The 23,145-nt window shown below is 71.1% G+C and carries 15 protein-coding genes; 9 read left to right on the top strand and 6 right to left on the bottom strand.

What is annotated here, in order from left to right; genetic code table 11:
• Nucleotides 1–44 precede the first annotated feature (44 nt).
• Entirely contained in the window at nt 45–3,107 is a 3,063-nt protein-coding gene (locus LO763_RS17355) for an NACHT domain-containing protein (RefSeq protein ID WP_230786597.1), read from the bottom strand.
• Between the two features lie 265 nt (nt 3,108–3,372).
• Nucleotides 3,373–4,410 carry a helix-turn-helix transcriptional regulator gene (locus LO763_RS17350; protein WP_230786595.1) on the bottom strand — a complete coding sequence of 346 codons (1,038 nt, stop codon included), beginning with the start codon at nt 4,408–4,410 and terminating at the stop codon, nt 3,373–3,375.
• A gap of 105 nt (nt 4,411–4,515) precedes the next feature.
• Between LO763_RS17350 and LO763_RS17345 the strand changes: the two genes are divergently transcribed.
• Both LO763_RS17345 and LO763_RS17340 read left to right on the top strand, forming a co-directional pair.
• The gene (locus tag LO763_RS17345) at nt 4,516–4,935 is read left to right on the top strand and encodes a VOC family protein (RefSeq protein WP_230786594.1); all 420 of its coding nucleotides are present in this window, start codon (nt 4,516–4,518) and stop codon (nt 4,933–4,935) included.
• Between the two features lie 196 nt (nt 4,936–5,131).
• On the top strand, nt 5,132–7,480 hold the full coding sequence (locus tag LO763_RS17340; RefSeq protein WP_230786592.1) for an endo-1,4-beta-xylanase: 2,349 nt from the start codon (nt 5,132–5,134) through the stop codon (nt 7,478–7,480).
• Between the two features lie 159 nt (nt 7,481–7,639).
• On the opposite strand, the gene LO763_RS17335 is transcribed toward LO763_RS17340, so the two are convergent.
• Entirely contained in the window at nt 7,640–10,435 is a 2,796-nt protein-coding gene (locus tag LO763_RS17335; protein ID WP_230786591.1) for an exo-rhamnogalacturonan lyase family protein, read from the bottom strand.
• Between the two features lie 318 nt (nt 10,436–10,753).
• Between LO763_RS17335 and LO763_RS17330 the strand changes: the two genes are divergently transcribed.
• From LO763_RS17330 to LO763_RS17315, 4 genes are all read left to right on the top strand, one after another.
• Nucleotides 10,754–12,616 (top strand): rhamnogalacturonan lyase family protein, encoded by a 1,863-nt coding sequence (locus tag LO763_RS17330; RefSeq protein WP_230786589.1) that lies wholly within the window; start codon nt 10,754–10,756, stop codon nt 12,614–12,616.
• 201 nt (nt 12,617–12,817) lie between these two features.
• Entirely contained in the window at nt 12,818–14,107 is a 1,290-nt protein-coding gene (locus LO763_RS17325) for an ABC transporter substrate-binding protein (protein ID WP_304608848.1), read from the top strand.
• A gap of 191 nt (nt 14,108–14,298) precedes the next feature.
• Nucleotides 14,299–15,366 (top strand): LacI family DNA-binding transcriptional regulator, encoded by a 1,068-nt coding sequence (locus LO763_RS17320; protein WP_230786588.1) that lies wholly within the window; start codon nt 14,299–14,301, stop codon nt 15,364–15,366.
• A gap of 62 nt (nt 15,367–15,428) precedes the next feature.
• Nucleotides 15,429–16,586: a nucleoside 2-deoxyribosyltransferase domain-containing protein gene (locus LO763_RS17315; protein ID WP_230786586.1), complete on the top strand. Its 1,158-nt coding sequence runs from the start codon at nt 15,429–15,431 to the stop codon at nt 16,584–16,586.
• A gap of 34 nt (nt 16,587–16,620) precedes the next feature.
• Here LO763_RS17315 and LO763_RS17310 read toward each other — a convergent pair whose 3' ends face one another.
• Complete coding sequence (locus tag LO763_RS17310; RefSeq protein WP_230786585.1) at nt 16,621–18,303, bottom strand: DUF885 domain-containing protein; 1,683 nt, start codon at nt 18,301–18,303, stop codon at nt 16,621–16,623.
• 59 nt (nt 18,304–18,362) lie between these two features.
• On the bottom strand, nt 18,363–18,989 hold the full coding sequence (locus tag LO763_RS17305; protein WP_230786583.1) for a winged helix-turn-helix domain-containing protein: 627 nt from the start codon (nt 18,987–18,989) through the stop codon (nt 18,363–18,365).
• Between the two features lie 118 nt (nt 18,990–19,107).
• Here LO763_RS17305 and LO763_RS17300 point away from each other — a divergent pair, with 118 nt between their 5' ends.
• Complete coding sequence (locus LO763_RS17300; RefSeq protein ID WP_369432020.1) at nt 19,108–20,292, top strand: damage-control phosphatase ARMT1 family protein; 1,185 nt, start codon at nt 19,108–19,110, stop codon at nt 20,290–20,292.
• 70 nt (nt 20,293–20,362) lie between these two features.
• Nucleotides 20,363–21,304 carry an alpha/beta hydrolase gene (locus LO763_RS17290; protein WP_230786582.1) on the top strand — a complete coding sequence of 314 codons (942 nt, stop codon included), beginning with the start codon at nt 20,363–20,365 and terminating at the stop codon, nt 21,302–21,304.
• Here LO763_RS17290 and LO763_RS17285 read toward each other — a convergent pair.
• On the bottom strand, nt 21,282–21,848 hold the full coding sequence (locus LO763_RS17285; protein ID WP_230786580.1) for a TetR/AcrR family transcriptional regulator: 567 nt from the start codon (nt 21,846–21,848) through the stop codon (nt 21,282–21,284). The two genes, LO763_RS17290 and LO763_RS17285, sit on opposite strands and share 23 nt — an antisense overlap.
• A gap of 103 nt (nt 21,849–21,951) precedes the next feature.
• Here LO763_RS17285 and LO763_RS17280 point away from each other — a divergent pair, with 103 nt between their 5' ends.
• A complete protein-coding gene (locus tag LO763_RS17280; RefSeq protein ID WP_230786578.1) occupies nt 21,952–23,136 on the top strand; it encodes an MFS transporter in 1,185 nt (394 codons plus the stop codon).
• The last annotated feature ends 9 nt before the right edge of the window (nt 23,137–23,145 follow it).

Genomic DNA, 23,145 nt, shown 5'->3' with positions numbered 1-23,145 from the left:
GCTGTCCCTGTGGTGCACAGGCCGTCTAACGCTCGATCCAGGCCTCAACGCAGGCGGTCCCAGAATTTGGTGACCTTGTCGTTGGTCCCGTCGTTGTTGAGAACCGCCTTGATGCCGACTTTGAACCGCATCCGGATCTTTCGTTTGCCACTGGCCGAGAACGACTCGGTCGTCGCGAGTTCGGTCTCTTCGAGTAGTTTTGCGAAATCCCGCCATTCGCTCTGATTGTCCACAAGGTTATGCAGTCGGTCGTCCTCGAGTTCATAGTTGCTCTTCAAGACCACAGAGGATTCCGCCTTGAACATGAGTCCGCTGAGGAAGTGCCTCGCATGCTCAACCTTCGGTGAAATCTGGCTGGTGGTCTCGTCGGGCGCATCCACCACGCTCGCACCGTGGCGCCGAAGCGCGTCGAAGATCTCCGAGCGGCGCTCCCAGTACTCGTTCATCCGGTTTGTTCGGATGAGCAGGACTGACAGATCCGCGTGGGCGAGACCCGTCAGACCCGACAGACTGGGGTGCGGGTTGCCGCTGACGAGCTGGTTCACAATGGTGCCTTGCAGGGACACTCGCCAATTGGGGGATTCGGGGATGACCAGGCTGTCGATGGAGCAGTTGAGCAGCTGTGCGTGGGAGCATTCGACACCGCTCAGGTCCAGTGTTCCGGCGAAGTCGGCGTCCTTCACCGGGTAGGTCGGGAAGTGTCCGGTCTGCTTGATGACCTCCGACCACAGCGAACCTATGTTGGCCCGGACGATCGGTGTCTCGGCCTTGTTGAGCGGTTTTCTCTGACTCGGGTTGAACGATTCCACGGCTTCGATGACGAGGTCCGTGCCGCAGGCGGCGACCACGCCGGCCACAGTGGCCCGGCGCCACAGGGAGCTCCGCAGCATCGAGTAGAACTGAGGCAAGTCCGCCTCGTTGAGGTTGGTCGCCGCCGCCTCCGCCAGGAATTGGTCGTAGAAGAGCTCATGCTGGAACCGAAACCGTTTTTCTCCGCCGTCGAATGACTGGAGGTCGAGACCGCAGAGCACCGGAAGACGCTTCTTCAGCATCGGCCTGGCCTGGTCCAGATCGGAGTCGGCCGGTACGCCGATCGCCTCTGCGGCGGCGTATTCCAAGGTGTCGAGATCGGCTTCGCGATCGTCGTTGCCGCTCATGAGGTCCGCTACGATTGCGAAAGTGCGCATGAGCTCCTCGTGGCTGATGAGTGATCCGGCCTCCACCGTCTCGCCTCGCCGCAGTTTCCCCTGCTCGCGAGTGATGTACTGACGCAGCAGGTAAGTGGGCAGTGAGACGCCCGCATTGAGGTCGTCGGCTCCTTTGCGGTACATCTCGGCGAAACCGCGGGCGAAGAACGGCAGGCCCAGCAGTTCGCGGTCGCTTGCGGTGAGTCGCTCGACCAGGTGCACAGGGACTTGATAGTCCGCCAGGAACGATCGGATTTCAGTCTCGGACCAGCGCTGCACCTCGGCGATGCGGTGGCGCACGGCGGCGTGTCCGAGCATGCTCGCGCGTTCGACGCTAGACCGGTACTGGTTCAGATAGTACGAAGACCTGGCGGAGACCACCAGGACACCTCGCCCACTCAGCGTTTCGAGCCACGGCCGGAGAGACCCTAGGGCATCGTTGTAGGCGGGACTACCGAGAAGCTCGTCGAAGCCGTCGATCAGGAGCGCCATCTGCCCGTTCCGGCAGAGGACCTCAACGGTGGTCTGGGTGAGGTTGCGCGTCACCGACACCGCCGACCGGACTGCCGTCGTGAGGCTGGCGAATGCGTTTCCAGTCGAACGCATGTACAGGAACAGAGGGAGGTCCTCGTCTTCGGCGGTGGCCGCCGATTCGACTTGGAGTGCGCGTCGCTTGGCGGCGTTGATGAGTGCCCGAGTCTTACCGATTCCCGCCTCGCCGTTGACGAACACCACCTGGGTCTGGCCCTTCTCGACCTCCAGGTCCTCGTCGATGCCGTCGATCAGCACGGAGAAGGTCTGTTCCTTCTTGTTGCGTCCGTCGTAGTCACTGACCACGACCCTCGCCTCCCGATCCGCCGAGGTCTTGACGTCCCAGTCGAGGAAACTCTGTTCTTCGTCGGCCAGTAGCTGCTCGGCGCTTTCGAGGTCTCTGCGAATCCGAGCGGCGATGACCTGCCAGTTCGCCATGGTGCGCAGGTACTTGGAGTATCGGAGCCAGGCCGATTCGCCTCGCCACTGCCGTTGGTTGTCACTACCGATCCGGAACAGGTCGACCCGGGGTTCGTTGCCGCCGCTGGTGGCTCTGACCCACTGGTAGCCGAATCCGTCCTCATGCTCGAAGTACTCAGGAACCTCGGCCTGGTCTTCGGTGAACCCCTCGAGGTCCCTCTTGACATCGGCGATGAACTCGGAGAGGGCGGTGCTCTTCTTGTCCTTGCGTTCCCGGACGAGCGAGCCCAGCGCCCTGATGGTCTCCCCATCGATATCTTCGGGTTTGGAGACGACCCCGCCGGGACCGAAGCAGTGGTACTTCGGCACGGAACTGTTGAAGGTGGCGTAGACGAGCCAGTTGCCATCGCCTCGGGCGCAGATGAAGGGCCACAGGGGGATCTCCTCCTCCGCCCACGTGATCGAGGGGTACCGGGTGCCTTTCATCGTCTCGCGAACCACGAGCAGGGCGCCGTCGAGGCATGACAGGATCGCCTCGGATGTCGCTCGGACCATCCTCTCGGTCTCAGGAGACAGCTCGGAGATGAGTGGCCCTCCGTGGCTGATATGGTTTCGGAGGTTCCTGAAAGATCGAAGCCCGTTCGGGTCATTGGGAATACCCCGATCGAAAAGCTCCAGTACCTCTGTCACTGCTGTCCAGATTTGGGTTGCGGCGGTTCCCGAGGCCTCTTGAAGCTGATCACGCGTCACGCGTAGCAGTGAGATGAGTTCCCCGAGACCTGGAGACCTGCTGATTCTCGGTGCTGACAATCCGGCGGCCTGTGTTCCGGCGAGCGCGAGAAGCGTCAGGAATCGCAGCTCGAATTCAAGCGCGGCGGAGCTGTCTCTAGCACTTCTCCGGCCCGCCGATCCTCCTGCGGGCGAGCGTTTTTCAATGCTCAAGAAGAGCGTTGCTGCGGGTTCGGGCATGGTGATGGTTCACGCTCCAACAGGTATCGAGGGATGTGAGGGATAGTTGACGGCATTGCCGGCTTCGACCTATTGGGGGGATTGTGTTGCGTGTTGCAAGGGCGGCTGTGGCGATGTAACGCAGAGCTGATGTCTCGTCTTCCCATTGTAGCCGGTGTCGGGTTCTCCTGAGAGGCCCGCAATCGGTGTTGTGCCGGTGGATTGAAGGTAACGGGACCGTACCGGTTGTTCGCGATGTCGAGGGCGCCGCACTCATGGCGTGATGTCATGCAGGATTTTCGGAGCGGACGGCGTTGCAGCGGGCGGCGAGCGCCGCGAAGGCACGGGCGAGTTCGACCGGTTGCGCCGCTTCGATGTCCGCGTCGAACCTGGCGACGGCGGCGGCCACCGCCGGCCACGACCACGCGCCGATCGTGAGGCGGCACCGCCCCGGCCCCAGGTCCTCCACGGTCCCGTCTTCGGCGAAGGGCAGCGCCGCCGCGGCGGGCAGCGCCAGCACCACCGACCCGGTGCAGGGCCAGGCGTCCGGCCCGTCCGAGCCCTTGAACCGGGCGCGCACGAACGCGTGCACGTCGCCCCCGGGCACCTCGCGCGGCGCGAAGCGCGGCCCGTTCGGGGCGCGCAGCGCCATCCGGTCGACCCGGAACACGCGCCAGTCCCCGCGGTCGAGGTCCCACGCGACCAGGTACCAGCGTCCCCGCCAGGTGAGGACGTGGTGCGGCTGCGCCCGGCGCCGCTCCCGGGACGAGGCGCGGTCGTGGGAGGCATCGCCCAAGGGCGCCTTGCCGAAAGCGGCACCGCCGGCAACGGCGCCGCCGGAGACGGCGTCCTCGGAAGAGGAATAGTCGAACCGGACCTCCTCACCGGCCTGGACCGCCGTGCTCAGGGCCGCCAGCACCCCCGGGTCGGCCCCCGCGCCGCCCTGCGGGACCGCACTGACCCGGATCGCGTCGACGCGGCGGCGCAGCCGGGCGGGCAGCACCTGGCGGACCGTCGCCAGCGCCCGGGCGGCGGCCTCCTCGATCCCGGCGCCCGAGGCCGTCCGCAGCGCGATCGCCAGCGCCACCGCCTGCTCGTCGTCGAACAGCAGCGGCGGCAGGTCCGCGCCCGCCTCGAGCCGGTAGCCGCCGTACGGCCCCTTGACCGTCCGCACCCGGTACCCGAGCCCGCGCAGGCGCTCGACGTCGCGCCGCACGGTCCGCTCCGAGACCGCCAGACGCTCCGCCAGCAGCCCGCCCGGCCAGTCCCGGCGCGTCTGGAGCAGCGACAGCAGCGTGAGCACGCGCGATGAGGTTCCCGTCATACCCGCCATCCTGCCACCGGTACCGGACACCACCTGTCCGCTACCGCTGCGAGCATCGGTTCCGCGCCCGGCGAAGGCCGCCGGGCGGACCGCAAGGAGCAGCACATGAGCGTGAACACGACCCCGCACCTGAACTTCCGCGGCGACGCCCGCGCGGCGCTGGAGTTCTACCGTTCCGCATTCGGCGGCGACCTGGCCGTCATCACCTACGGCGACATGGGGACCGCCGAGGACCCGGCCGAGGCGGCCGACATCGTCTGGGGCCAGGTGTCGGCCCCGGGCGGCTTCCGGGTGATGGCCTACGACGTGCCCGCCTCCCGGCCCTGGAGCCGCGGCGAGGACCCGTTCTTCGTCTCGGTCCGCGGCGACGACCCCGACGAGATCACCGCCGCCTGGAAGGGCCTGGCCGAGGGCGCCGAGGTCGTCCAGCCGCTCGGCCCGTCCGCGTGGGCGCCGCTGTACGGGATGCTCAAGGACCGCTTCGGCGTCACCTGGGTCCTGGACGTCGAAGCGCCGCAGTCCTAGCCCCCCAACGGAAGGCCCGGCCGAGCGCGACCCGGCCGGGCCTGCCGCGCCGCGGGCGGAAAGAGAACATCGACCCCGGTGATTGACAGCCGTTGATATCCCCCATAGCATGGCACCACCCCGTTCGGAAGTTTCAAAGAATCACCGAAACTTCCGGAACCCCGTTATCCCTCCTCCGCAACGGAGTCGCAACAGCATGAAACGTCAACCCCGCGAACGGCACCGGCGCCTGCGCGCCCTCGCCGCCGGCACCGGCGCCCTCCTCCTGCCCGCGGCCATCGGGTTCGCCCAGCCCGCCGCCGCCCAGGACGAGGGCGCCGTCGTCCACACCTCGGACTTCGAGGACGGGACGGTCGGCGACTGGGTCCCGCGCGGACCCGTCACCCTCGCCGTCGAGGACGGCGCCCTCCTCACCGAAGGCCGCTCCGCCGACTGGCACGGCCCCTCGGTCGACATCACCGACCACATCGTCCCCGGCGGCACCTACGAGATCGCCGTCGGCGTCCGCTTCGCCGACGGCAGCGAGGGTGAGCTGCTCACCGCCACCGTCCAGCGCGAGACCGCCGAGGGCACCTCCTACGACTCGGTCGTCTACCAGTCCGCCGTCGGCACCGACTGGGCCGAGCTCACCGGGCAGTACAGCATCACCGGCCCCGCCGACAGCCTCACCTTCTACATCGAGTCGCCCACCGTGGACGCCTCCTACTGGATCGACGACTTCACGATCACCGAGCTCGACCCGCCCGGCATCGAGCCGGACATCCCCGCGCTCAAGGACGTCCTCGCCGACGACTTCCTCATCGGCGCCGCCGTCGACTCCCGCGACCTCGTCGACCCCTCGTCGCAGCTGCTGAGCAAGCACTTCAACTCCATCACCGCCGAGAACCACATGAAGCCCGACGCGATCCAGCCGACCGAGGGCGAGTTCACCTTCGACGCGGCCGACGAACTCGTCGAGTACGCGCAGGCCAACGGCATGGAGGTGTGGGGCCACACCTTCCTGTGGCACACCGACCAGGTCCCCGAGTGGTGGTTCCAGTACCCCGCGGGCCACCCGAACGCCGGCGAGCCCCTCGGCAGCGCAGGCGAAGACCGCCAGATCATGCTCGACCGCCTCGAGGCGCACATCGGCGCCCTCGCCGAGCACTACGGCGACGACATCTGGGCCTGGGACGTCGTCAACGAGGTCATCAGCGACAACAACGCCGAGGTCTACCGCAACAGCCGCTGGTACCAGATCTTCGAAGGGCCCGAGTACGTCTCGGAGGCCTTCCGGATCGCCCGCGAGCAGTTCGACGCCGTCGGCGCCACCGACGTGAAGCTGTTCATCAACGACTACGGCACCGACAACCCCGGCAAGCGCGACAACCTCTACAACCTGGTCGCCGACATGATCGCCGACGGCGTCCCCGTCGACGGCGTCGGCCACCAGACCCACATCAACCTCAACACCTCGATCGACCAGATCGAGGACAGCATCGAGAAGTTCGCCGGCCTCGGCGTGCTCCAGACGGTCACCGAACTCGACATCGCCATCGGCGCCCCCGGGGCGGGGGAGGAGTTCCCCGAGCTCGAAGCCCGGCTCATCGAGCAGGGGCACTACTTCCGCGACCTGTTCGCCATGTTCCGCGAGCACGCCGACCTGCTCGAGTCCGTGACCGTCTGGGGCCTGCACGACGCCCGCTCCTGGCTGCGCGACGAGGACCGGCCCCTGGAGAGCCCCCTGGTCTTCGACGACGCCCTCCAGTCCAAATGGGCCTACTGGGGCATCGTCGACCCGAGCCGCCTGCCCGACGTCCCCGAGCAGGAGGAGCCCGACTACGCCCGCGTCCAGGTGCCCCTCGCCGACACCGCCCCGGTGGTCGACGGCGAGAGGGAGGCCGCCTGGGACGGGGCCGCCACGGTCGCGACCGAGGTGACCATCGAGGGCGGCGCCGACGGCGCCAAGGCCGACGTCTCGCTCCTGTGGGACGAGGACGCGGTCTACGCCCTCTTCGAGGTCACCGACCCGCAGCTCGACGAGGCCAGCGCCAACCCCTGGGAGCAGGACTCCGTCGAGGTCTTCCTCAACCCCGGCAACACCAAGTCCGGCGGCTACGACGAGGCCGACGGCCAGTACCGCGTCAGCTTCACCAACGTGGTCTCCGTGGGCGGCAACGGACCCGAGGCGGGCGAGCTCACCAGCGCCGCCGCGGTCACCGACACCGGCTACCGGGTCGAGATCGCCGTCGCGCTGGCCGAGGGCCAGGGCGTCGTGGGCGCCGAGCACGGCCTGGATCTCCAGGTCAACGACGGCACCGACGGCGTCCGCACCGCCGTCCACACCTGGTACGACCCGACCGGCCTGTCCTGGAACACCAACGCCAACTGGGGCATCGCCGAACTGGTCGAGGAGGTCGGGAACGGCGGCGGCGGCGGGCAGCTGCCGACCACCGGCGCGGCCCTCACCGCCGCGGTCGCGGGCGCCGTGCTCGTGGCCGCCGCCGGGATCACCACCCTGCTCGTCATGCGCCGCCGCCGCGCCGCCGCGAACTGGGGCGACTGAGCCGTGAAGATCGAGGCCGTGAAGGTCGAGATCTCATGAGGACGGACGACGCATAGGGACGGGACCGCTCGAAGCGAGCGGTCCCGTCCTTCCCCTCCTCAAGGGTCCTCCAGGGACGGCCGGCGGACACCCCTCACGGGCCCGCGGGCCGTCCCCCGTCTACGCTTCGGGCGCGAACTCCCCGGCCAGGTGCAGGATCTGGATCGCGGCCTGGCCGTACTGGGCGATCTCGTTGGTGGCCACCCCGTACCAGTCGGTCGGGTTGAGCGTCTCGCCCACCGCCTCGGACTCCTTCGGCCACTCGGTCCGGATCTCCCAGGACTTGATCGGGTTCAGGAAGCGGTGCCAGGCGTGCGTCGCCTGGGACTCGTCGCCGGTCCGGCTGTAGATGAACGCGTTGGCGCGGGCGTACGCGTACAGGAACAGGTCCGAGAACCGGCCGCCGTACTCCGCCTCCTGCTCCTCGAAGGTGGCGGTGTAGAAGCGGGAGTACCTGAACCAGTCCTCCTCGAACGCGGGCATGTCGATCTGCTGGATCAGCTCCGCGCAGATCTCCGGCCTGCCGAACGAGTTGGAGAGGTTCGAGCGCTCGACGACGGGCTCCTCGGCGATGGCGTACCTGCCGGTGTCGATGTCGTACAGCGCCGAGCCCTGAGCGAAGCCGCTGGGCTGGGCCGCGATGGTCTCCATCGTGCCGAGGACCTTGTCCCGGCAGAACTCCCAGTCCGGTCCGCGCCGCTCCCACTCGGTCAGCCAGGCCGCCGCCAGCGCCGCCCAGGAGGTGCCGAAGCCGATGTCCACGGCGTTCCGGTCGGGCTCCCACGGGTCCGCCTCGGGGTCGCGGATCTTGCGGCCGGTGTCGAGCACCAGGGCCGTCTCCTCGCCCTTGGAGAGGAGGTGGAGCAGGTCGCCGGTGCGCTCGTCCGCCGTCAGGTAGTAGAAGTACCTGCGGTAGTTCGCGTTCGAGACGCGCAGCTGCTTCGAGGAGTCGCCCCAGTGCTGCACGCCGTGCCTGGTGCCGAGCCCGGCCCAGTCGCCGATGTGGTAGACGTTGACCTCGCTGGTCTTGCGGGTCATCGCCTCGCAGAAGCGGAACGCGTCGGCCCGGTTGGTGTGCAGGTAGTACTGCCACAGCCACATGTCCGGGGAGATCTCCGAGTTGTCCCAGGCGTAGCCGCCGACGTCGTAGCGCCAGACCTTCCGGTCGCCGTCCTGGGAGTGCATGAAGTCGCCGTAGTCCCAGAACCCGTACCAGTGCCGCTGCTCCTGCTGGAGGCGGTAGTAGTCGAAGTAGAAGTCGAGGCCGTTCTCGACCGTCTCCTTGACCGGACTCGACCGGTCGACCGGGCCGAACAGGCCGCCGAACGCTCCGGCGGCGCTCATGTGCCCGGTCGGGGCGATCACCTGCGGCTGCGCCCGGACGGCGTCGGCCATGGCGCCCAGGCGCTCCCGGCTCGGGGTCGCCTCGGTGACCCAGAACTGGAGCTCGGTCGTCCGCGCCACCCCGTGCGGGGTCCCGAAGCCGGGCTCGTAGTCCTCGTAGGTGACCTCGAGGGCGTCGAGCTGCTGCTCGTAGGTGTCCTGGCCGAGGCCGTCGTGGTAGAACCGGTTGTCCATCGGCTGCGCCTCGGGCGACCACATCCACACCGTCACGGTGGCCTCGTCGGTGTGGGCGTCGCGGATGTCGAGCCCGGTGGGGTGGCGCTGCCAGAAGTCCTTCATGCCGAAGCCGAACCCGCCCGAGACCCCGCCGACGTAGGCGAAGCCGGAGGCGCGGCGGCCCTGGTCGGCCGGGACCCAGCCGTGGCCCTCCTTGGTGCGCTTCCTGATCGCGAAGCCCTCGGAGTTGAGCTGGGCGAGCGAGTAGTCGCCCCACGCGGGGATCCAGTGCAGGCGCGAGGTCACCCGCTGGTCCCAGGTGGCCGGGTCCGGGAGCGCCTGCCCGGCGATCTGCGCCTCCCGCACCGCCGCCCCCGGGTCGCGGCGCAGGCCGGTGATGCCGCGGACGGCCTCGGTGAGCTGCCCGTGGCCTTCGCCCACGAACCGGACGTGCCGGTCGTAGAGCTCGTCGGTGAGCATGACCTTGAACCGGACGCCGAGGCCGGCGATGAACTCCTCGTTCCCGTCCGAGTCGTAGACGAACGTGTGCACCATGCGGAAGGACTCGCCGCCCGCGTAGAAGTACAGGCGGACGGTGAACGGCAGCCAGGACTTGTTGCGGCCCTTCGTCTTGCGGTGATTGCCGGTCACCTTGACCACGGCCCGCACCGGGCCCTCCTGCTCGACGGTGACCTCGTCGATCTCCGAGACGTACCGGTCCCTGCTCACCGAGCCGGTCTCCGGATCGGGGGCCTCCTCCTGGGTGATGTTGACCAGGTGCCCGCCCTTGACGAGGGTCCGGTCCCCGCGCTTGACGTGCTTGACCAGGTCGGTCCCGGACTTGCCGATCCGCGCGGTGATCACGCCGGTGCTGACGTCGATGTGCTTCTTCGACTCGGAGACCGAGACGGCGAAGGCCGGCGCGGCCGCCTCGCCCGCCTCGAGCGTGAACGCCTCCTGGGTCGCGTGCGGGCCGATGGCGTGGCCGGTCCACTTCAGGGACCCGTCCGGCCAGTAGGCGAGCGGCCAGGTCTGGACCGGTACCGCGGCGCCGTCGCTGCCGGTGAGTTTGAAGGCCTGGTCGCCGGGGAAGCGGCCCTGGCCCCAGGGCACGCCCCAGGTCGAGCCGGGCGACTCGGCGGGCGCGCCTTCGAGCCATTTGAGCTCGACGGAGTCGGGGCCGGGGTCGGCCGCGGTCTGCGCTCTCGCAGGGGAGCCGTCGAGGAGCGCGGCCGCCGCGGCGACGCCCGCCCCGGTGGCGAGGAGGCTCCGGCGGCGGACGCCGCCGGTCGGTTCGTTGAGGGACGGTTCGTGAAGGGACGGAGTGGGTTCGAGTGCCGGTGATGGGTCGGACACGGGTCCTCCAAGGGGTCCGGAGACGACTCCGGATTAAATCGTTTTAACTTCCAGGGGCTTCAATATAGCCATGAGTCGATCCCCGGTCAACGGGTTCCCGCATCTCATGGGGTGATGGTGCTCCTCTCGGAGATCATCACTGCTGAACACGCCCTTGTCATCTATATTCATCTATGTTTAGATGCGTTGGACGGCACCGCGCCGCACCGAGAGGGCGCGCACGCCGCCCGCCGGGGCTCCGCAGCGTGAAGCGCTTGCGGACGATCGACCGGTTTGAACGATTCAAAAGTCCAGTTCAACGGCAAGTCTGGAGCATCAGTGAAAACGTTTACGAAATCGTCGGCCATCGCAGCCGCCGCCGGCCTCCTGGCCGCCGGGGCCGCGTTCGCCGTCAGCGCCTCGTCCGCCCACGCGGACCCCGACGACCCGGCCGCCCCGACGGACAACGGGGCGCAGCAGGCCGCGAGGCCCATGGAGGACCTCGGCCGCGGCGTCGTGGCCGTCCGCGCCGCGGGCGACGACGTGCTCGTCAGCTGGCGCCTCCTCGGGCTCGACCCCTCCGGCATCGGCTTCAACGTCTACCGGTCCGCGAACGGCGGCTCCTGGGTCAAGCTCAACGGCGCGGTCCTCACCGGCGGCACCAACTACACCGATTCGACCGCGAACCTCTCCCAGTCCAACGCCTACCGCGTCGTCCCCGTCGTCGGCGGCTCGGAGCAGGACCCGAGCGGCGCGTTCACCTTGAGCGCGAACCACGCCGAGGAGCCGGTCGTCCGCATCCCGCTGCGCGCGGGCGGCGCCGTCAAGTTCGCGTGGACCGGCGACCTGGACGGGGACGGCGAGTTCGACTACGTGATCGACCGCCAGACCAGCCCGCAGTCGATCGAGGCGTACACCTCCACGGGCGAGTTCCTGTGGGAGGTCGACCTCGGCCCCAACTCGACGAACCAGGACAACATCGAACCCGGGTCGGCCACGATCGACGTCGGCCACAACGACGGCGTCACCGTCTACGACTTCAACTCCGACGGTTACGCCGAGGTCGCGCTGAAGATCGCCGACGGCGTGACCTTCGGCGACGGCCAGACCTGGACCCACTCCGATGACAACCGCCAGTGGGTGGCGATCCTCGACGGCCGCACCGGCGCGCTGCGCAACTACTCGAGCATTCCCCAGGACTACATCGCCGACGGACCGCTGGCCGCCCGCTTCGGCGTCGGCCACCTCGACGGCGTCACGCCGAGCCTGGTGGCCTACATGAAGAACCGCCAGGACGGCGGCGCGTTCAACCTCATGATCGCCGCTTGGAACTGGTCCGGCCAGAACCTGACGCAGCAGTGGAAGTTCCTGCGCGGCGGCCAGGACCTGCCCGACGGCCACAACACCCGCATCATCGACGTGGACGGCGACGGGAGGGACGAGGTCGCCGAGATCGGCTTCGTGCTCAACGGCGACGGCACCCTGCGCTACTCCCTCGCCGACGAGGGGATCGTGCACGGCGACCGGTTCCACATCGCCGACATGGACCCGTCCCGGCCGGGCCTGGAGGGCTACGGCGTGCAGCAGAACAACCCGAGCGGCCTGCGCGAGTACTACTACGACGCCGACAACGGCGACATGATCTGGCAGCACGCCCTCGACGGCACCGGCGACGTCGGCCGCGGCATGGCCGGGGACGTCGACCCGGACTTCCCGGGCATGGAGGTCTGGTCCTTCGACGGGCTCTACAACGCCGCCTCGAACGAGCTCACCGAACCCGACACCGAGTTGCAGCCGTGGCCGCAGCTGGGCCTGTGGTGGGACGGCGACGCCACGATGGAGCTGCTCAACTCCGGCAAGATCGAGAAGTGGGACCCCGAGGACCCGCGGCCGACCAACAGCCTGCCGCGCCTGGAGTCCACCTGGAACTACGGCGCGGTGACCGCCGCGCAGGGCGGTCCCACCCTCGTCGGCGACCTGTTCGGCGACTGGCGAGAGGAGGCCGTCTACACCAACGCCGCCTACGACGAGCTCATCGTCTTCACCACCGACGTCCCGACCGACATCCGCCTGTACACGCTGGCGCACAACCCGGCGTACCGCAACGCCATGACCCTCCACGGCTACATGCAGTCCCACCACGTCGACTACTTCCTCGGCGCGGGCATGAACGAGCCGGAGACGCCGAACATCACCTACTGAGCCCCGCCTTCCCGCCCGACTCCCGTCGGGCGGGAAGGCCTTCGGCCTCGGTTCCCGAAAGATCGCGGCATGGCGCTTGACAGTCTTGGAAAACGCGTTCTAAGGTGTCGCCATCAACTGTTAAAACGATTTAAGTACGTACATGCGGCCGGGTCCCCGACCCCGGCCGCCGATCCCTCACCGCAAAGGAGCGCAGACACCATGCCCCTCTCCCCGATCCGCCGCCGGAGCCTCCTGGCGGGCGCCACCGGCGCCGCCGCCCTGGCCGCGGCCGCGGCGTGCAGCGACGACGGCCCCGCCGGCACCGCCGACGACCCGATCGAGATCAGCTTCGAGTGGTGGGGCGACGAGGCCCGCGCCGAGCTCACCAAGGAGGCCATCGCCCTCTTCGAGTCCAAGAACGAGGGCATCAAGGTCCAGGCCAACTTCGCCGACTACGCCGCCCACTGGGAGGGCCTGACCGGCCGCATGGCCTCCCGCGACCTCCCCGACGTGTTCCAGATGGACTACCCGCGCCTGCGCCAGTTCGCCACCAGCGGGATGCTCCTGCCCCTCGAGGGCGTCGTGGACACCGAGGGCTTCCGCGAGGGCCTCCTCGACGGCGGCCGCCTCGACGACCAGCTCGTCGCCGTCCCCGTCGCGGGCAACACCCTCGGCCTGATCTACCGCGCCGACCTCTTCGACGCCCACGGCGTCGCCGTGCCCGAGCCCGGCCACACCTGGGACGACTACGCCGCCCTCCTCGCCGACCTCCAGGGGAGCCTCCCCGACGGCCTGTGGGCGGGGGAGGACTGGGCCCGCTCCTACCTGTTCATGGAGATGTGGGTCCGCCAGCAGGGCGGCGTCTTCTACTCCGACGACGCGGCCGCGCTCGGCTTCACCAAGGAGCAGCTCGTCGAGTACTGGTCCATGACCGCCCCGCTCGTCGAGCAGGACCTCGTCCCCTCCGGGGAGGAGATGGCCGCCTTCGCCACCGACCCCATCGCCGAGGGCGCGGTCGCCTCCGAGATCCGCTGGGACACCGCCGTCTCCGGCTTCCTGCCCACCGTCCAGGAGCAGGGCGGGCAGCTCGGCCTCTGCGCCCCGCCCACCACCGACCCCGCCAACCTCGGCATCTACCTCAAGCCCTCGATGCAGCTGGTGGTCTCCGCGACCACCGAGCGCCCCGAGGCCTGCGCGAAGTTCATCGACTTCTTCCTCGGCGACCCCGGGGCCGTCGCGATCCTCGGCACCAACCGCGGCATCCCCGCCAAGACCGCGGGCCTCGACGCCATCGAGATCGACGAGGCCTCCCAGCTGGTCCTCGACTACGAGGCCGCCGTCGCCGACTACATCCAGCCCGCCCCGGCCGTCCCCCCTTCGGCGGCGGGCGCGATCGAGGCGAAGTACCAGGAGATCTACGAGCAGGTCCAGTACGCCGCCATGACCCCCGAGGAGGCCGCCGACCTCTTCTTCACCGAGGCCGAGACCCTCTTCGCCTCTGAGCAGTGACCGGCCCTGCGCGGTGACCGGCGCACCGAGGGGCGGCTCGACGCCGCCCCTCGGTGCGCTGTTCTCATTGCGCCCCAAGGGAACCGGCCGAACGAACCACTGCTGCGCCGGGGCTTGACACCCCTGCGGCGGCGGTGAATCATTGTTTCAGTAACCGTTTTTACCCCCGTTTCAACATTGAGGTGGACGCCGTGGCCCGGAGGGCAGCCAGGACCGGAGACGGCCCGCGCCAGACCACGATCCGCGAGGTGGCCGAGCTGGCGGGCGTCTCCGTCGCCACCGTCTCGCGCATCCTCTCGGGCACCTACCCGGCCGCCCCCGCCACCCGCGCCAAGGTCATGAAGGCCGTCGAGGAGCTCGACTACGTCGCCAACCACCACGCCAGGGCGCTCCAGGGCACCACCCGCAAGAGCATCGCGATCATCCTCAACTCGGTGATCTCCCCGCACTACGCCCATGTGGCCCAAGGCGTTCAGACCCAGGCCGCCGAGGACAACCGCCTGTGCCAGATCGGCACCACCGGCGGCGACGCCGAACGCGAGCTCGCCATGGTCCAGTTCATGCGCGAGCAGCGCCCCGAGGCGGTCATCCTGGTCGGCAACGTCGCCGTCGACGACGAGTACCGGGCCCGCATGACCCGGTACGCGCACGCCCTCGCCTCCATCGGCTCGCGGCTCGTGCTGTGCGGCCGCCCGTCCCTCGGCCCCGACGCGCCCGCCATCGTCATCGAGTACGACAACACCGGCGGCGCCTTCGCCGCCACCGGCCACCTGCTCTCCAGCGGCCACCGGCGCATCCTCTTCCTCGGCCGCCGCGAGGGCTACACCACCGCCGACGCCAGGATCGCCGGCTACCGCGACGCCCTGGCCGCGCACGGCGTCGACCGCGACCCCGGCCTCGAGGTGGACGGCACCTTCGAGCGCTTCGAGGGGTACCGGATGATGCGGGAACGCCTCTCGGCGGGCCCGCCGGACTTCACCGCGGTCTTCGCCGCCAACGACCAGATCGCCGCGGGCGCGCGGCAGGCGCTCCTCGAAGCGGGCCTGCGCGTCCCCGACGACGTCTCGATGGTCGGCTTCGACGACCTGCCGCCCGCGATGGACATCGACCTCACCACCGTCTCCCTCCCGCACGAGGAGCTGGGGCGCACCGCCGTCCGCCTCGCCCTCCAGCAGCGGGCGGGCGGCCAGCTGCCGCACACCGTCCTCGGCACCCACCTGGTCCTGCGCGGATCGGTGCGGCGCCTCCTGCCGACCTGAGAACGTCACAAGGGACCCTTACACTGCTTGAGTCCCCGCCCGAGACCGATCGGAGCCGCCTCATGCCGCAGGACGTCGTCGTGGTGCACGCCAACGAGACCCCGCCCGACTCCTGGTCCGCGGCGGTCTTCCTCGCCGGGCCCCTGCCCCGCTCGGGCAACGCCGCCTCCTGGCACCCCGAGGCGATCGGCCTCCTGCGCGAGGGGTGGCGCGGCGACGGCGTCCTCGTCGTCTTCTCGCCCGAGCCGCGCGGCGGGCTCGCAGCCGACTACGACGGCCAGATCGCCTGGGAGGAGCGCTGCCTCCACCTCGCCGACGTGATCCTCTTCTGGGTCCCGCGCGACCTCGCGACCATGCCCGCGTTCACCACCAACATCGAGTGGGGCACCTGGCACGGCACCGGCAAGGCCGTGCTCGGCGCCCCCGAGGCCGCGCCCGGCAACGCCTACCTCTTCCTCCAGGCCGAGGCCCGCGGCGTCCCCACCGCCGCCACCCTCGGCGGCGCGGTCGCCCACGCCCTCGACATGGTCGGGACCGGCGCGGTCCGGACCGGCGGCGAACGGGAGGTCCCGCTCTTCCTGTGGCGCGTCGACAGCCTCCAGCGCTGGCTCGCCGCGCAGCGCGAGGCCGGGAACGCGCTCCTGGCCGCGCGCCTGGTCTGGACGTTCAGGGTCGGCCCGGTCCGGGCCGTCCACTACTGGGCGCTGCACGTCAGCGTCCACGTCGCCGCCGAGGACCGCGTCAAGGACAACGAGGTCGTCATCTCCCGGCCCGACACGGCCGTCACCGTCCTCTACCGGCCCGCGCCCGACCCCGACGACACCGCCGTGGTCCTGGTGCGCGAGTTCCGCAGCCCCGCCTCGACCCCCGACGGGGCCGTCCACGAGCCGCCCGGCGGCAGCGGCCCCGGGCCGGTCGACACCGTCCAGGCCCTCGCCGAGGTCGAGGAGGAGACCGGCCTCGTGCTCGCCGCCGACCGGCTCCGGCCCCTCGGCAGCCGCCAGGTCGCCGCCACCGTCTCGGCCCACCACGCGCACCTGTTCGCCGCCGAGATCACCGACGACGAGCTGGCCGCGCTCGCGGCCGCGCCCGGCCCGCACGGCGTCGGCGGGGGAGAGGTGACCTGGATCGAGATCGCCACGTTCGGCGAGATCCGCAAGGGCGGCCTCGTCGACTGGGCCACCCTCGGCATGGTCGCGCAGGCGATAGGGCCCGGCTGACGGGCCGCGGCTCCCGGCGACCCGGGAGCCGCCCTCACCGCTGCGCGGCCGCCCACTCCTCGACCAGCTCGGCCAGTACGGTCAGCGGGACGCCGCCGGAGCCGAGCACCGTGTCGTGGAAGGCCCGGACGTCGAACCGGTCGCCCAGGGCGCGCTCCGCGGCGGCCCGGGCCCGCTCGATCTCCAGCCTGCCGACCATGTACGCCAGCGCTTGGCCCGGCATGGCGATGTAGCGGTCGACCTCCGACTGGATCTCGACCTCGGGGGTGGCGGTGTGGGCCCTCAGGTACTCGACCGCCCGGTCGCGGGACCAGCCGCGGGCGTGCAGCCCGGTGTCGACCACCAGCCGGGCGGCGCGCATCGAGTCCTCGCTGAGCCGCCCGAGCCGGGCGATGTCGTCGGAGTACAGGCCCATCTCGTCGGCGAGCCGCTCGGCGTACAGGCCCCAGCCCTCGCTGTAGGCGTTGAAGCCGTTCACCCGCCGCAGCATCGGCAGCTCGCCGAGCTCCTGCGCGCGGGCGATCTGGAAGTGGTGGCCCGGCACCGCCTCGTGGAAGGCGACCGCCTCGTAGCCCGCCCGGCCGCGCTGCGCCGCGTCGTGGGTGTTGGCGAAGTAGGTGCCCGGGCGGCTGCCGTCCAGCGCGGGCGACACGTAGTAGGCCGCGGGCGCGCCGGGGGCGTCCGACTCGGGCACCGGCACGACGGCGCACCGCTGCTCGGGCACGGTACCGAACCAGTCCGGGGCCGCCGCCTCGGCCCGCCGGATGCTCTCCTTCGCGTGGGCGAGCAGCGCGTCCCCGTCCGGCCATCGCAGCGCCGGGTCGTCGCGGAGGCGGCGGCGCACTTCGGCGGGGTCGGCCACGCCGAGGGCGCGCTCCCCGATCCGCGCGTACTCCCCGGCCAGCTGCTCGATGAGCTCCTCGCCCAGTGCGTGCAGGTCCGAGGGGGTGCGGTCGGTGGTGGTGTGGGCCCGGACGAGCCCGGCGTACATCGCCTCGCCGTCGGGCAGCCAGTTCAGTCCCGGCCGCTCCTCGGCGCGGGCGTGCGGGGCGATCGCCGACTCCAGCAGTTCGCGGTAGCGGGCGTACGCCGGCCGGACCGCCTCGGCCAGCAGCCGGTCCCGCTCGGCGGCGAAGGCGTCCCGCGACGGCAGGTCCGCGGGGAGGTCGGGCCGGGCGAGCGGGTCGCGGCCCGGGTCGGACAGGTACTGGTCCAGGTGCGCGACGGCGGCGGCGACCAGGCCCCGCACGGGCGTGCGGCCGGCGGCCAGCCCGGCCCGGTGCCGCTCCCCGATCGTGTCGAGGAGGCCGGGCATCCCCTTCAGCCGCTCCAGGTACCCGTCGGCGTGCGCCGGCTCGGCGAGTTCGGTCATCGGCAGGAACACCAGCAGTTCGACGGCGGGCGCGATGAACGTGTCGGTGACGGTGTACTCCACGGCGCGGGCCGCGAGCTGGTCGCATTCGCCCTGCGCCATCTCCCGGAGCACCGCCCGGGTGACGCGGTCGGTGCCGCCGAGCGCGGCCGGGTCGACCGCGGCGGCGCGGGCGGCGAGCTCGGTCAGCCGCCGCCCCCGGGCGTCCTGGCCGGCCTCGGAGAAGTCCGGGAGGCGGTCGTCCCACTCGTGGAAGCCCAGCAGGGTCGCCCCCACGGGCGTGCCGCCGAGCAGTTCCGACAGCATCTCGTCGGCGAGCGCGGCAATGGTCTGTTCGGGTGTCATCGGGTCTCCTGTCGATCGAAGGGTGGTGCGGGGCGGGCCCGCGGGGTTCGGTCTGCCGGTCATTCGCCGGAGTGCGGGGGGCCGTTGGGGATCGCCCACGCCACGAACCTGACCCGGCGGCTTCCCGCCGGCCGCCGGTCCGGTTCCATCCGGTCGAGCCGCGGCCACACCAGCCGCTCGTAGACGGCGTGCAGCTCCCGTTTGATCTCGGCCGTCTCCTCCGCGGTGAGCCAGATCGCGGAGGACTGGGCGGCGAACACCGCCTCGACCCACTCGGCGGGCTCCCCGCCGCGGGCCCGCTGCCAGCCCCGCAGCGCCTCGACCTCCCGGTCGATCACCACATTGAGCAGCTCGTCGTGGGCGGCGGCCAGCTCGGTCCCGCCCTCGGCCTCGTCCTCGCCGGTGACGATGTTGCTCTGCGCCACCAGCTTCCAGGGGCGCTGTCGTCCGGCGCCCCCGCCGGCCTCCTCGATGAAGCCGTGCTTCGCCAACTGGCGCAGGTGCCAGGAGCAGTTCGCCGGCGATTCGCCGAGCCGCTCCGCCAGCTCGGTCGCCGTCGCCCGGTCCAGCGCGCCGAGCTCTTCGAGGAGGTGCAGCCGGACCGGATGGGCGAGCGCCCGCAGCACCGTGGCCTCCCGCAGCTCGCGGCGCGGCAGGCCGGCGGACGGGTCCTCTGGAGTGGTCATGGCGGCACCGTACCATTCAAAAGATTTCTTTCGCAAGAGTTCTTTCGATACCCGCGGGAGACGGCGTTCCCGGCAGTGCGATGATGCCGTTGCACCCAGAGCGAACGGAGCGGCGGCAGTGGACCATGAGCGTTCGGCAGACGGCCCGCCCCCGCGGATCGGAATCGACCGGCCCGGCTCCTTCAGCCGCTCGGTCTTCCACGAGCGCCACCCGGTCCTCATCGCGAACCTGCTCGACGACCACCCCTACCCTCCCCGCATCCGGGCCGACCTCCAGGAGCTCCTCGCCGAGTCCCTCGACGGCACCGTGCCCGCGGCCCCGCCGCCCGGCCCCGACGAGCGCGCCTGGGCGGACCAGCTCGCCGCGTACGCGGGCAGTCCCTGGAGCGCCCTGCCGTTCCTGTGGGCCGAGGCGTACTTCTACCGCCGCGTGCTCGAGGCCGTCCAGTACTTCGACGCCGCCAGCGTCTGGCGCGGCGTCGACCCCTTCGCCCCGCAGAAGCACCGGCAGCTCGACGGGGCCGAGATCCTGGCCGACCTCGACGCCTACGCCCGCCTGCCGCGCGACCCCGCCGAGCGGCGCCAGGCGCTCCTGCACGCCGCGCTCTGGGGCAACCAGGCCGACCTGGGCTTTCGCACCGACAACCCCGAGGCGGGCCGAGGCGGGAGCACCGGCGAGGTGGTGGTCGACCACAGCGCCGACGTGTGGGAGCTGCTCGACGCGCCCGGGCGCCGGACGGTGATCGTGGTGGCCGACAACGCCGGCCGCGAGCTCGCCGCCGACCTCGCCCTGATCGACGACCTCCTGGAGACCGGCACGACCGGCGTGGAGCTGCACCTCAAGGCCGACCCGTTCTTCGTCTCGGACGCCACCGGCCGCGACCTGCTCGCCACCCTCGACACCATGGCCGCGAACCCCGACCCGGCCGTCGGGGCGCTCGCGGCGCGCCTGCGGCGGGCGGTGCGCATCGGCCGCCTCGACCTGCGCACCCACGGCTTCTACACGCTCCCCTCGACCTACCGCGAACTCCCGCCCGGCCTCGTGCGCCGCTTCGCCGCCGCGAAGCTGGTGATCCTCAAGGGGGACTTGAACTATCGGCGGCTCACCGGCGACCGCGAGTGGGACGCCGCCACCCCCTTCGAGGCCGTCGCCTCCTACTTCCCCGGCCCGGTGGCCGCGCTGCGCACCGCCAAGTCGGACCTGGCCGTCGGCGTCGACCCGGCCCGCCTCGCCGACCTCGAACGGGACGAGCCCGGCTGGCGCACGAGCGGCACCCGCGCGATGATCCAGGTGCGCCGTTGATCCCCGGAACGGCAAACGGCATCATTGACGCGTGAGGCCCGCCGGGCCCGTTCGCCACGAGGAGGCTGCCGTGCCGGTCGACGAGTACTTCACCGAGATGTTCCGCGGCATGGAGGCGGCGGGCGCCGCGGCCGCCGACGACGAGGAGCGCGAAGCCCTCGTCCAGGCCTACCTCCTGGAGTACCGCGCCACCGACGACTGGGACGCCGCCGGCGTGGCCGTCGAGGACCTGTCGATCGACGGCCCGCACGGCCCGATCCCGCTGCGCCTCTACCGCCCCGAGGCGCCCGCGGGCGGCGCGCTGCTGTGGGCCCACGGCGGCGGCTTCCGCCACGGCGACCTCGACATGCCCGAGGGCCACATCGTCAGCCTCGAACTGGCGCGCCGCGCCTCGGTCGTCGTGGCCTCGGTGGACTACCGCCTCGCCGAGAGCGGGGCCAACCGGCACCCCGTGCCGATCGACGACGTCCACGCCGCCTGGACCTGGCTGTGCGAGCGGGACCCGGCCCGGGGCGGCCCCGCCGCCATCGGCGGCGCCAGCGCCGGTGCGGCCCTGGCCCTCTCGGCGACGCTGCGCGCCAGGGACGCCGGCCCCCGGCTCCCGGACGCGATGCTGCTGGCCTACCCCTTCGCGCACTACCCGAACCCGGCCCCGAGCCCGGCGCTGAGCGCCGAGATGGCGGGGCTGCCGTTCCGCTTCGAGGCCGAGGGCGTCGAGGAGATGGTCCGCAACTACGTGGGCCGCATCAGCGACGTCCCCGCCGACGCCCTGCCGGGCGCGGCCCGGCTCGACGGCCTCCCGCGCGCCCTCCTCATGGCCGCCGAGTACGACGACCTGCGCTCCTCGGCCGAACTCCTGGAGCGCCAGCTGCGCGAGGTCGGCGTCCCGGTCGAGCCGTACCTGGCCCTCGGCATGACGCACGGCCACCTCAACCACTCCCCGAAGGTCGCCGAAGTGGACCGTTCCCTCGACTTCTTCGCGAACGGCCTCAGCGCGCTCCGAGACCGCTGACCAGGGCCCGGACCGCGGCGGCCACGAGCTCGCGGTCCAGCGGCGCGCCCTCCAGCACGCGGTGGATCGGCCAGCCCTCGATCAGCACGTCCAACGCCGCGCAGACCTCCTCGGGGAAGTGCAGGCTGAGGCTCGCCCGGCTGCGGTGGAGCCAGGCCCGCGCGGTCGCCATGACCTCCGGGTGGTGGTTGGCGTACCCGTACATCTCGAAGATCAGGGTCATCTCCCGCGAGGTCGCGTACGCGGGCCCGCAGACGAGCTCGACGACCGCGGCCTCGGCCTCCTCCCGCGTGGCCGCGCCCTCGAGCGTGCGCCGGTAGTGGGCGGACATGGTGTCGGCGAGGCGGATGAACGCCTGGGCGAGCAGGTCGTCCAGGCCCGAGAAGTAGTAGGTGAGCGATCCGAGCGGGACCCCGGCCCGGGCCGCGATGCGCCGGTGGGTGGTCTTGTGGACCCCGGACCCGGCGATCACGTCGAGCGCGGCGTCGAGGATGCGCTCCCTGCGTCCGGGGTCGTTGGGGACCTCGCGCCGTGTTCCGCCCATGTGACCAATCTGCCACAGCCGGGGCGCCGCGCGGTCTGGAGGCCGACCGACCGAGTGTGTACGGTCGTACAGACTTGTTCAGCCCTCCCCAGAAGGCGGCCCCGTGACCGCATCCGTCCGCGCGCACAGGAACGCCCTGTCCGCGCTCTTCCTCCTGCCCGGCATCACCATCTCCTCGTGGATCACCCGGACGCCGGACGTGCGCGACCTCGTCGGCGCCTCGACCGCCCAGATGGGCCTCATCCTCTTCGGCCTGTCCGTCGGCTCGATGACCGGCATCCTCTCCTCCGGGCCGCTCGTGTCCCGCTGGGGCACCCGGAGGGTCACGGCCACCGGGATGCTCGTCATCGCGCTCGGCACCGCGGTCATCGGCACCGGCGCGCACTTCGGCTCCGGCCTCGCCGTCGCGGTCGGCCTGGGCCTGTTCGGCTGCGGCATGGGCGGCGCCGAGGTCTCCCTCAACATCGAGGGCGCCGAGGTCGAACGCCGGCTCGGGCGCTCGGCGATGCCCATGATGCACGGCTTCTTCAGCCTCGGCACCGTCGTCGGCGCCACGGCCGGGATGGTCCTCACCGCCGTGTCCTTCCCCGTGATCGCGCACCTGTGGATCGCCGCCGCCGTCGTGGTCGCCGCACTGGCGGCCGCGATCCGGCCCATCCCCTCCGGCCTCGGCAGGCGGACCGGCGCCGGCGCCGCCGAGGACGCGCCGCGCGCCGCGGTCTGGAAGGACTCGCGGCTGCTGCTCATCGGCGGCGTCATCCTCGCGCTGGCCATGGCCGAGGGCACCGCCAACGACTGGCTGCCGCTGATCATGGTCGACGGGCACGGCCTGGACGACGCCCTCGGATCAGGGGTCTTCGCCGTCTTCGCCGCCGCGATGACCGTGGGCCGCTTCATCGGCGGCCGCTTCGTCGACCGCTTCGGCCGCGCCGCGGTCCTGTGCGCCAGCGCCCTGGTGAGCGCGGGCGGCATGGCCCTGGTCGTCTTCGCCGACAACCAGATCGTGGCCGGGGGCGCCGCGATCCTGTGGGGCCTGGGCGCCTCGCTCGGCTTCCCCGTGGCCATCTCGGCGGCGGGCGACTCCGGCGAGAACGCCGCCGCGCGGGTCTCCCTGGCCGCGACCATCGGCTACGTCGCCTTCCTCGTGGGCCCGCCGGTCCTGGGCTTCCTCGGCGAGCACTACGGCCTGCGCTCGGCCCTCATCGCCGTCCTGGTCCTCGTGCTCGCCGCGGCCTTCATCACCCCGGCCGCGCGCGAGCGCGCCCGGGAGACGGCCGACGCGGGCTGAGCCCCTGAC

Source organism: Glycomyces amatae (genome assembly GCF_020991375.1).
Lineage (GTDB): Bacteria > Actinomycetota > Actinomycetes > Mycobacteriales > Micromonosporaceae > Glycomyces > Glycomyces amatae.
Note: the sequence above shows the minus strand (reverse complement) of the source record. Positions and strands in the feature narration are given on the sequence as shown.

Bases quoted from the DNA above. Each gene is read 5' to 3' on its own strand.
- LO763_RS17355 (WP_230786597.1), bottom strand. From the start codon at position 3,107: ATGCCCGAACCCGCAGCAACGCTCTTCTTGAGCATTGAAAAACGCTCG.
- LO763_RS17350 (WP_230786595.1), bottom strand. From the start codon at position 4,410: ATGACGGGAACCTCATCGCGCGTGCTCACGCTGCTGTCGCTGCTCCAG.
- LO763_RS17345 (WP_230786594.1), top strand. From the start codon at position 4,516: ATGAGCGTGAACACGACCCCGCACCTGAACTTCCGCGGCGACGCCCGC.
- LO763_RS17340 (WP_230786592.1), top strand. From the start codon at position 5,132: ATGAAACGTCAACCCCGCGAACGGCACCGGCGCCTGCGCGCCCTCGCC.
- LO763_RS17325 (WP_304608848.1), top strand. From the start codon at position 12,818: ATGCCCCTCTCCCCGATCCGCCGCCGGAGCCTCCTGGCGGGCGCCACC.
- LO763_RS17315 (WP_230786586.1), top strand. From the start codon at position 15,429: ATGCCGCAGGACGTCGTCGTGGTGCACGCCAACGAGACCCCGCCCGAC.
- LO763_RS17310 (WP_230786585.1), bottom strand. From the start codon at position 18,303: ATGACACCCGAACAGACCATTGCCGCGCTCGCCGACGAGATGCTGTCG.
- LO763_RS17305 (WP_230786583.1), bottom strand. From the start codon at position 18,989: ATGACCACTCCAGAGGACCCGTCCGCCGGCCTGCCGCGCCGCGAGCTG.
- LO763_RS17285 (WP_230786580.1), bottom strand. From the start codon at position 21,848: ATGGGCGGAACACGGCGCGAGGTCCCCAACGACCCCGGACGCAGGGAG.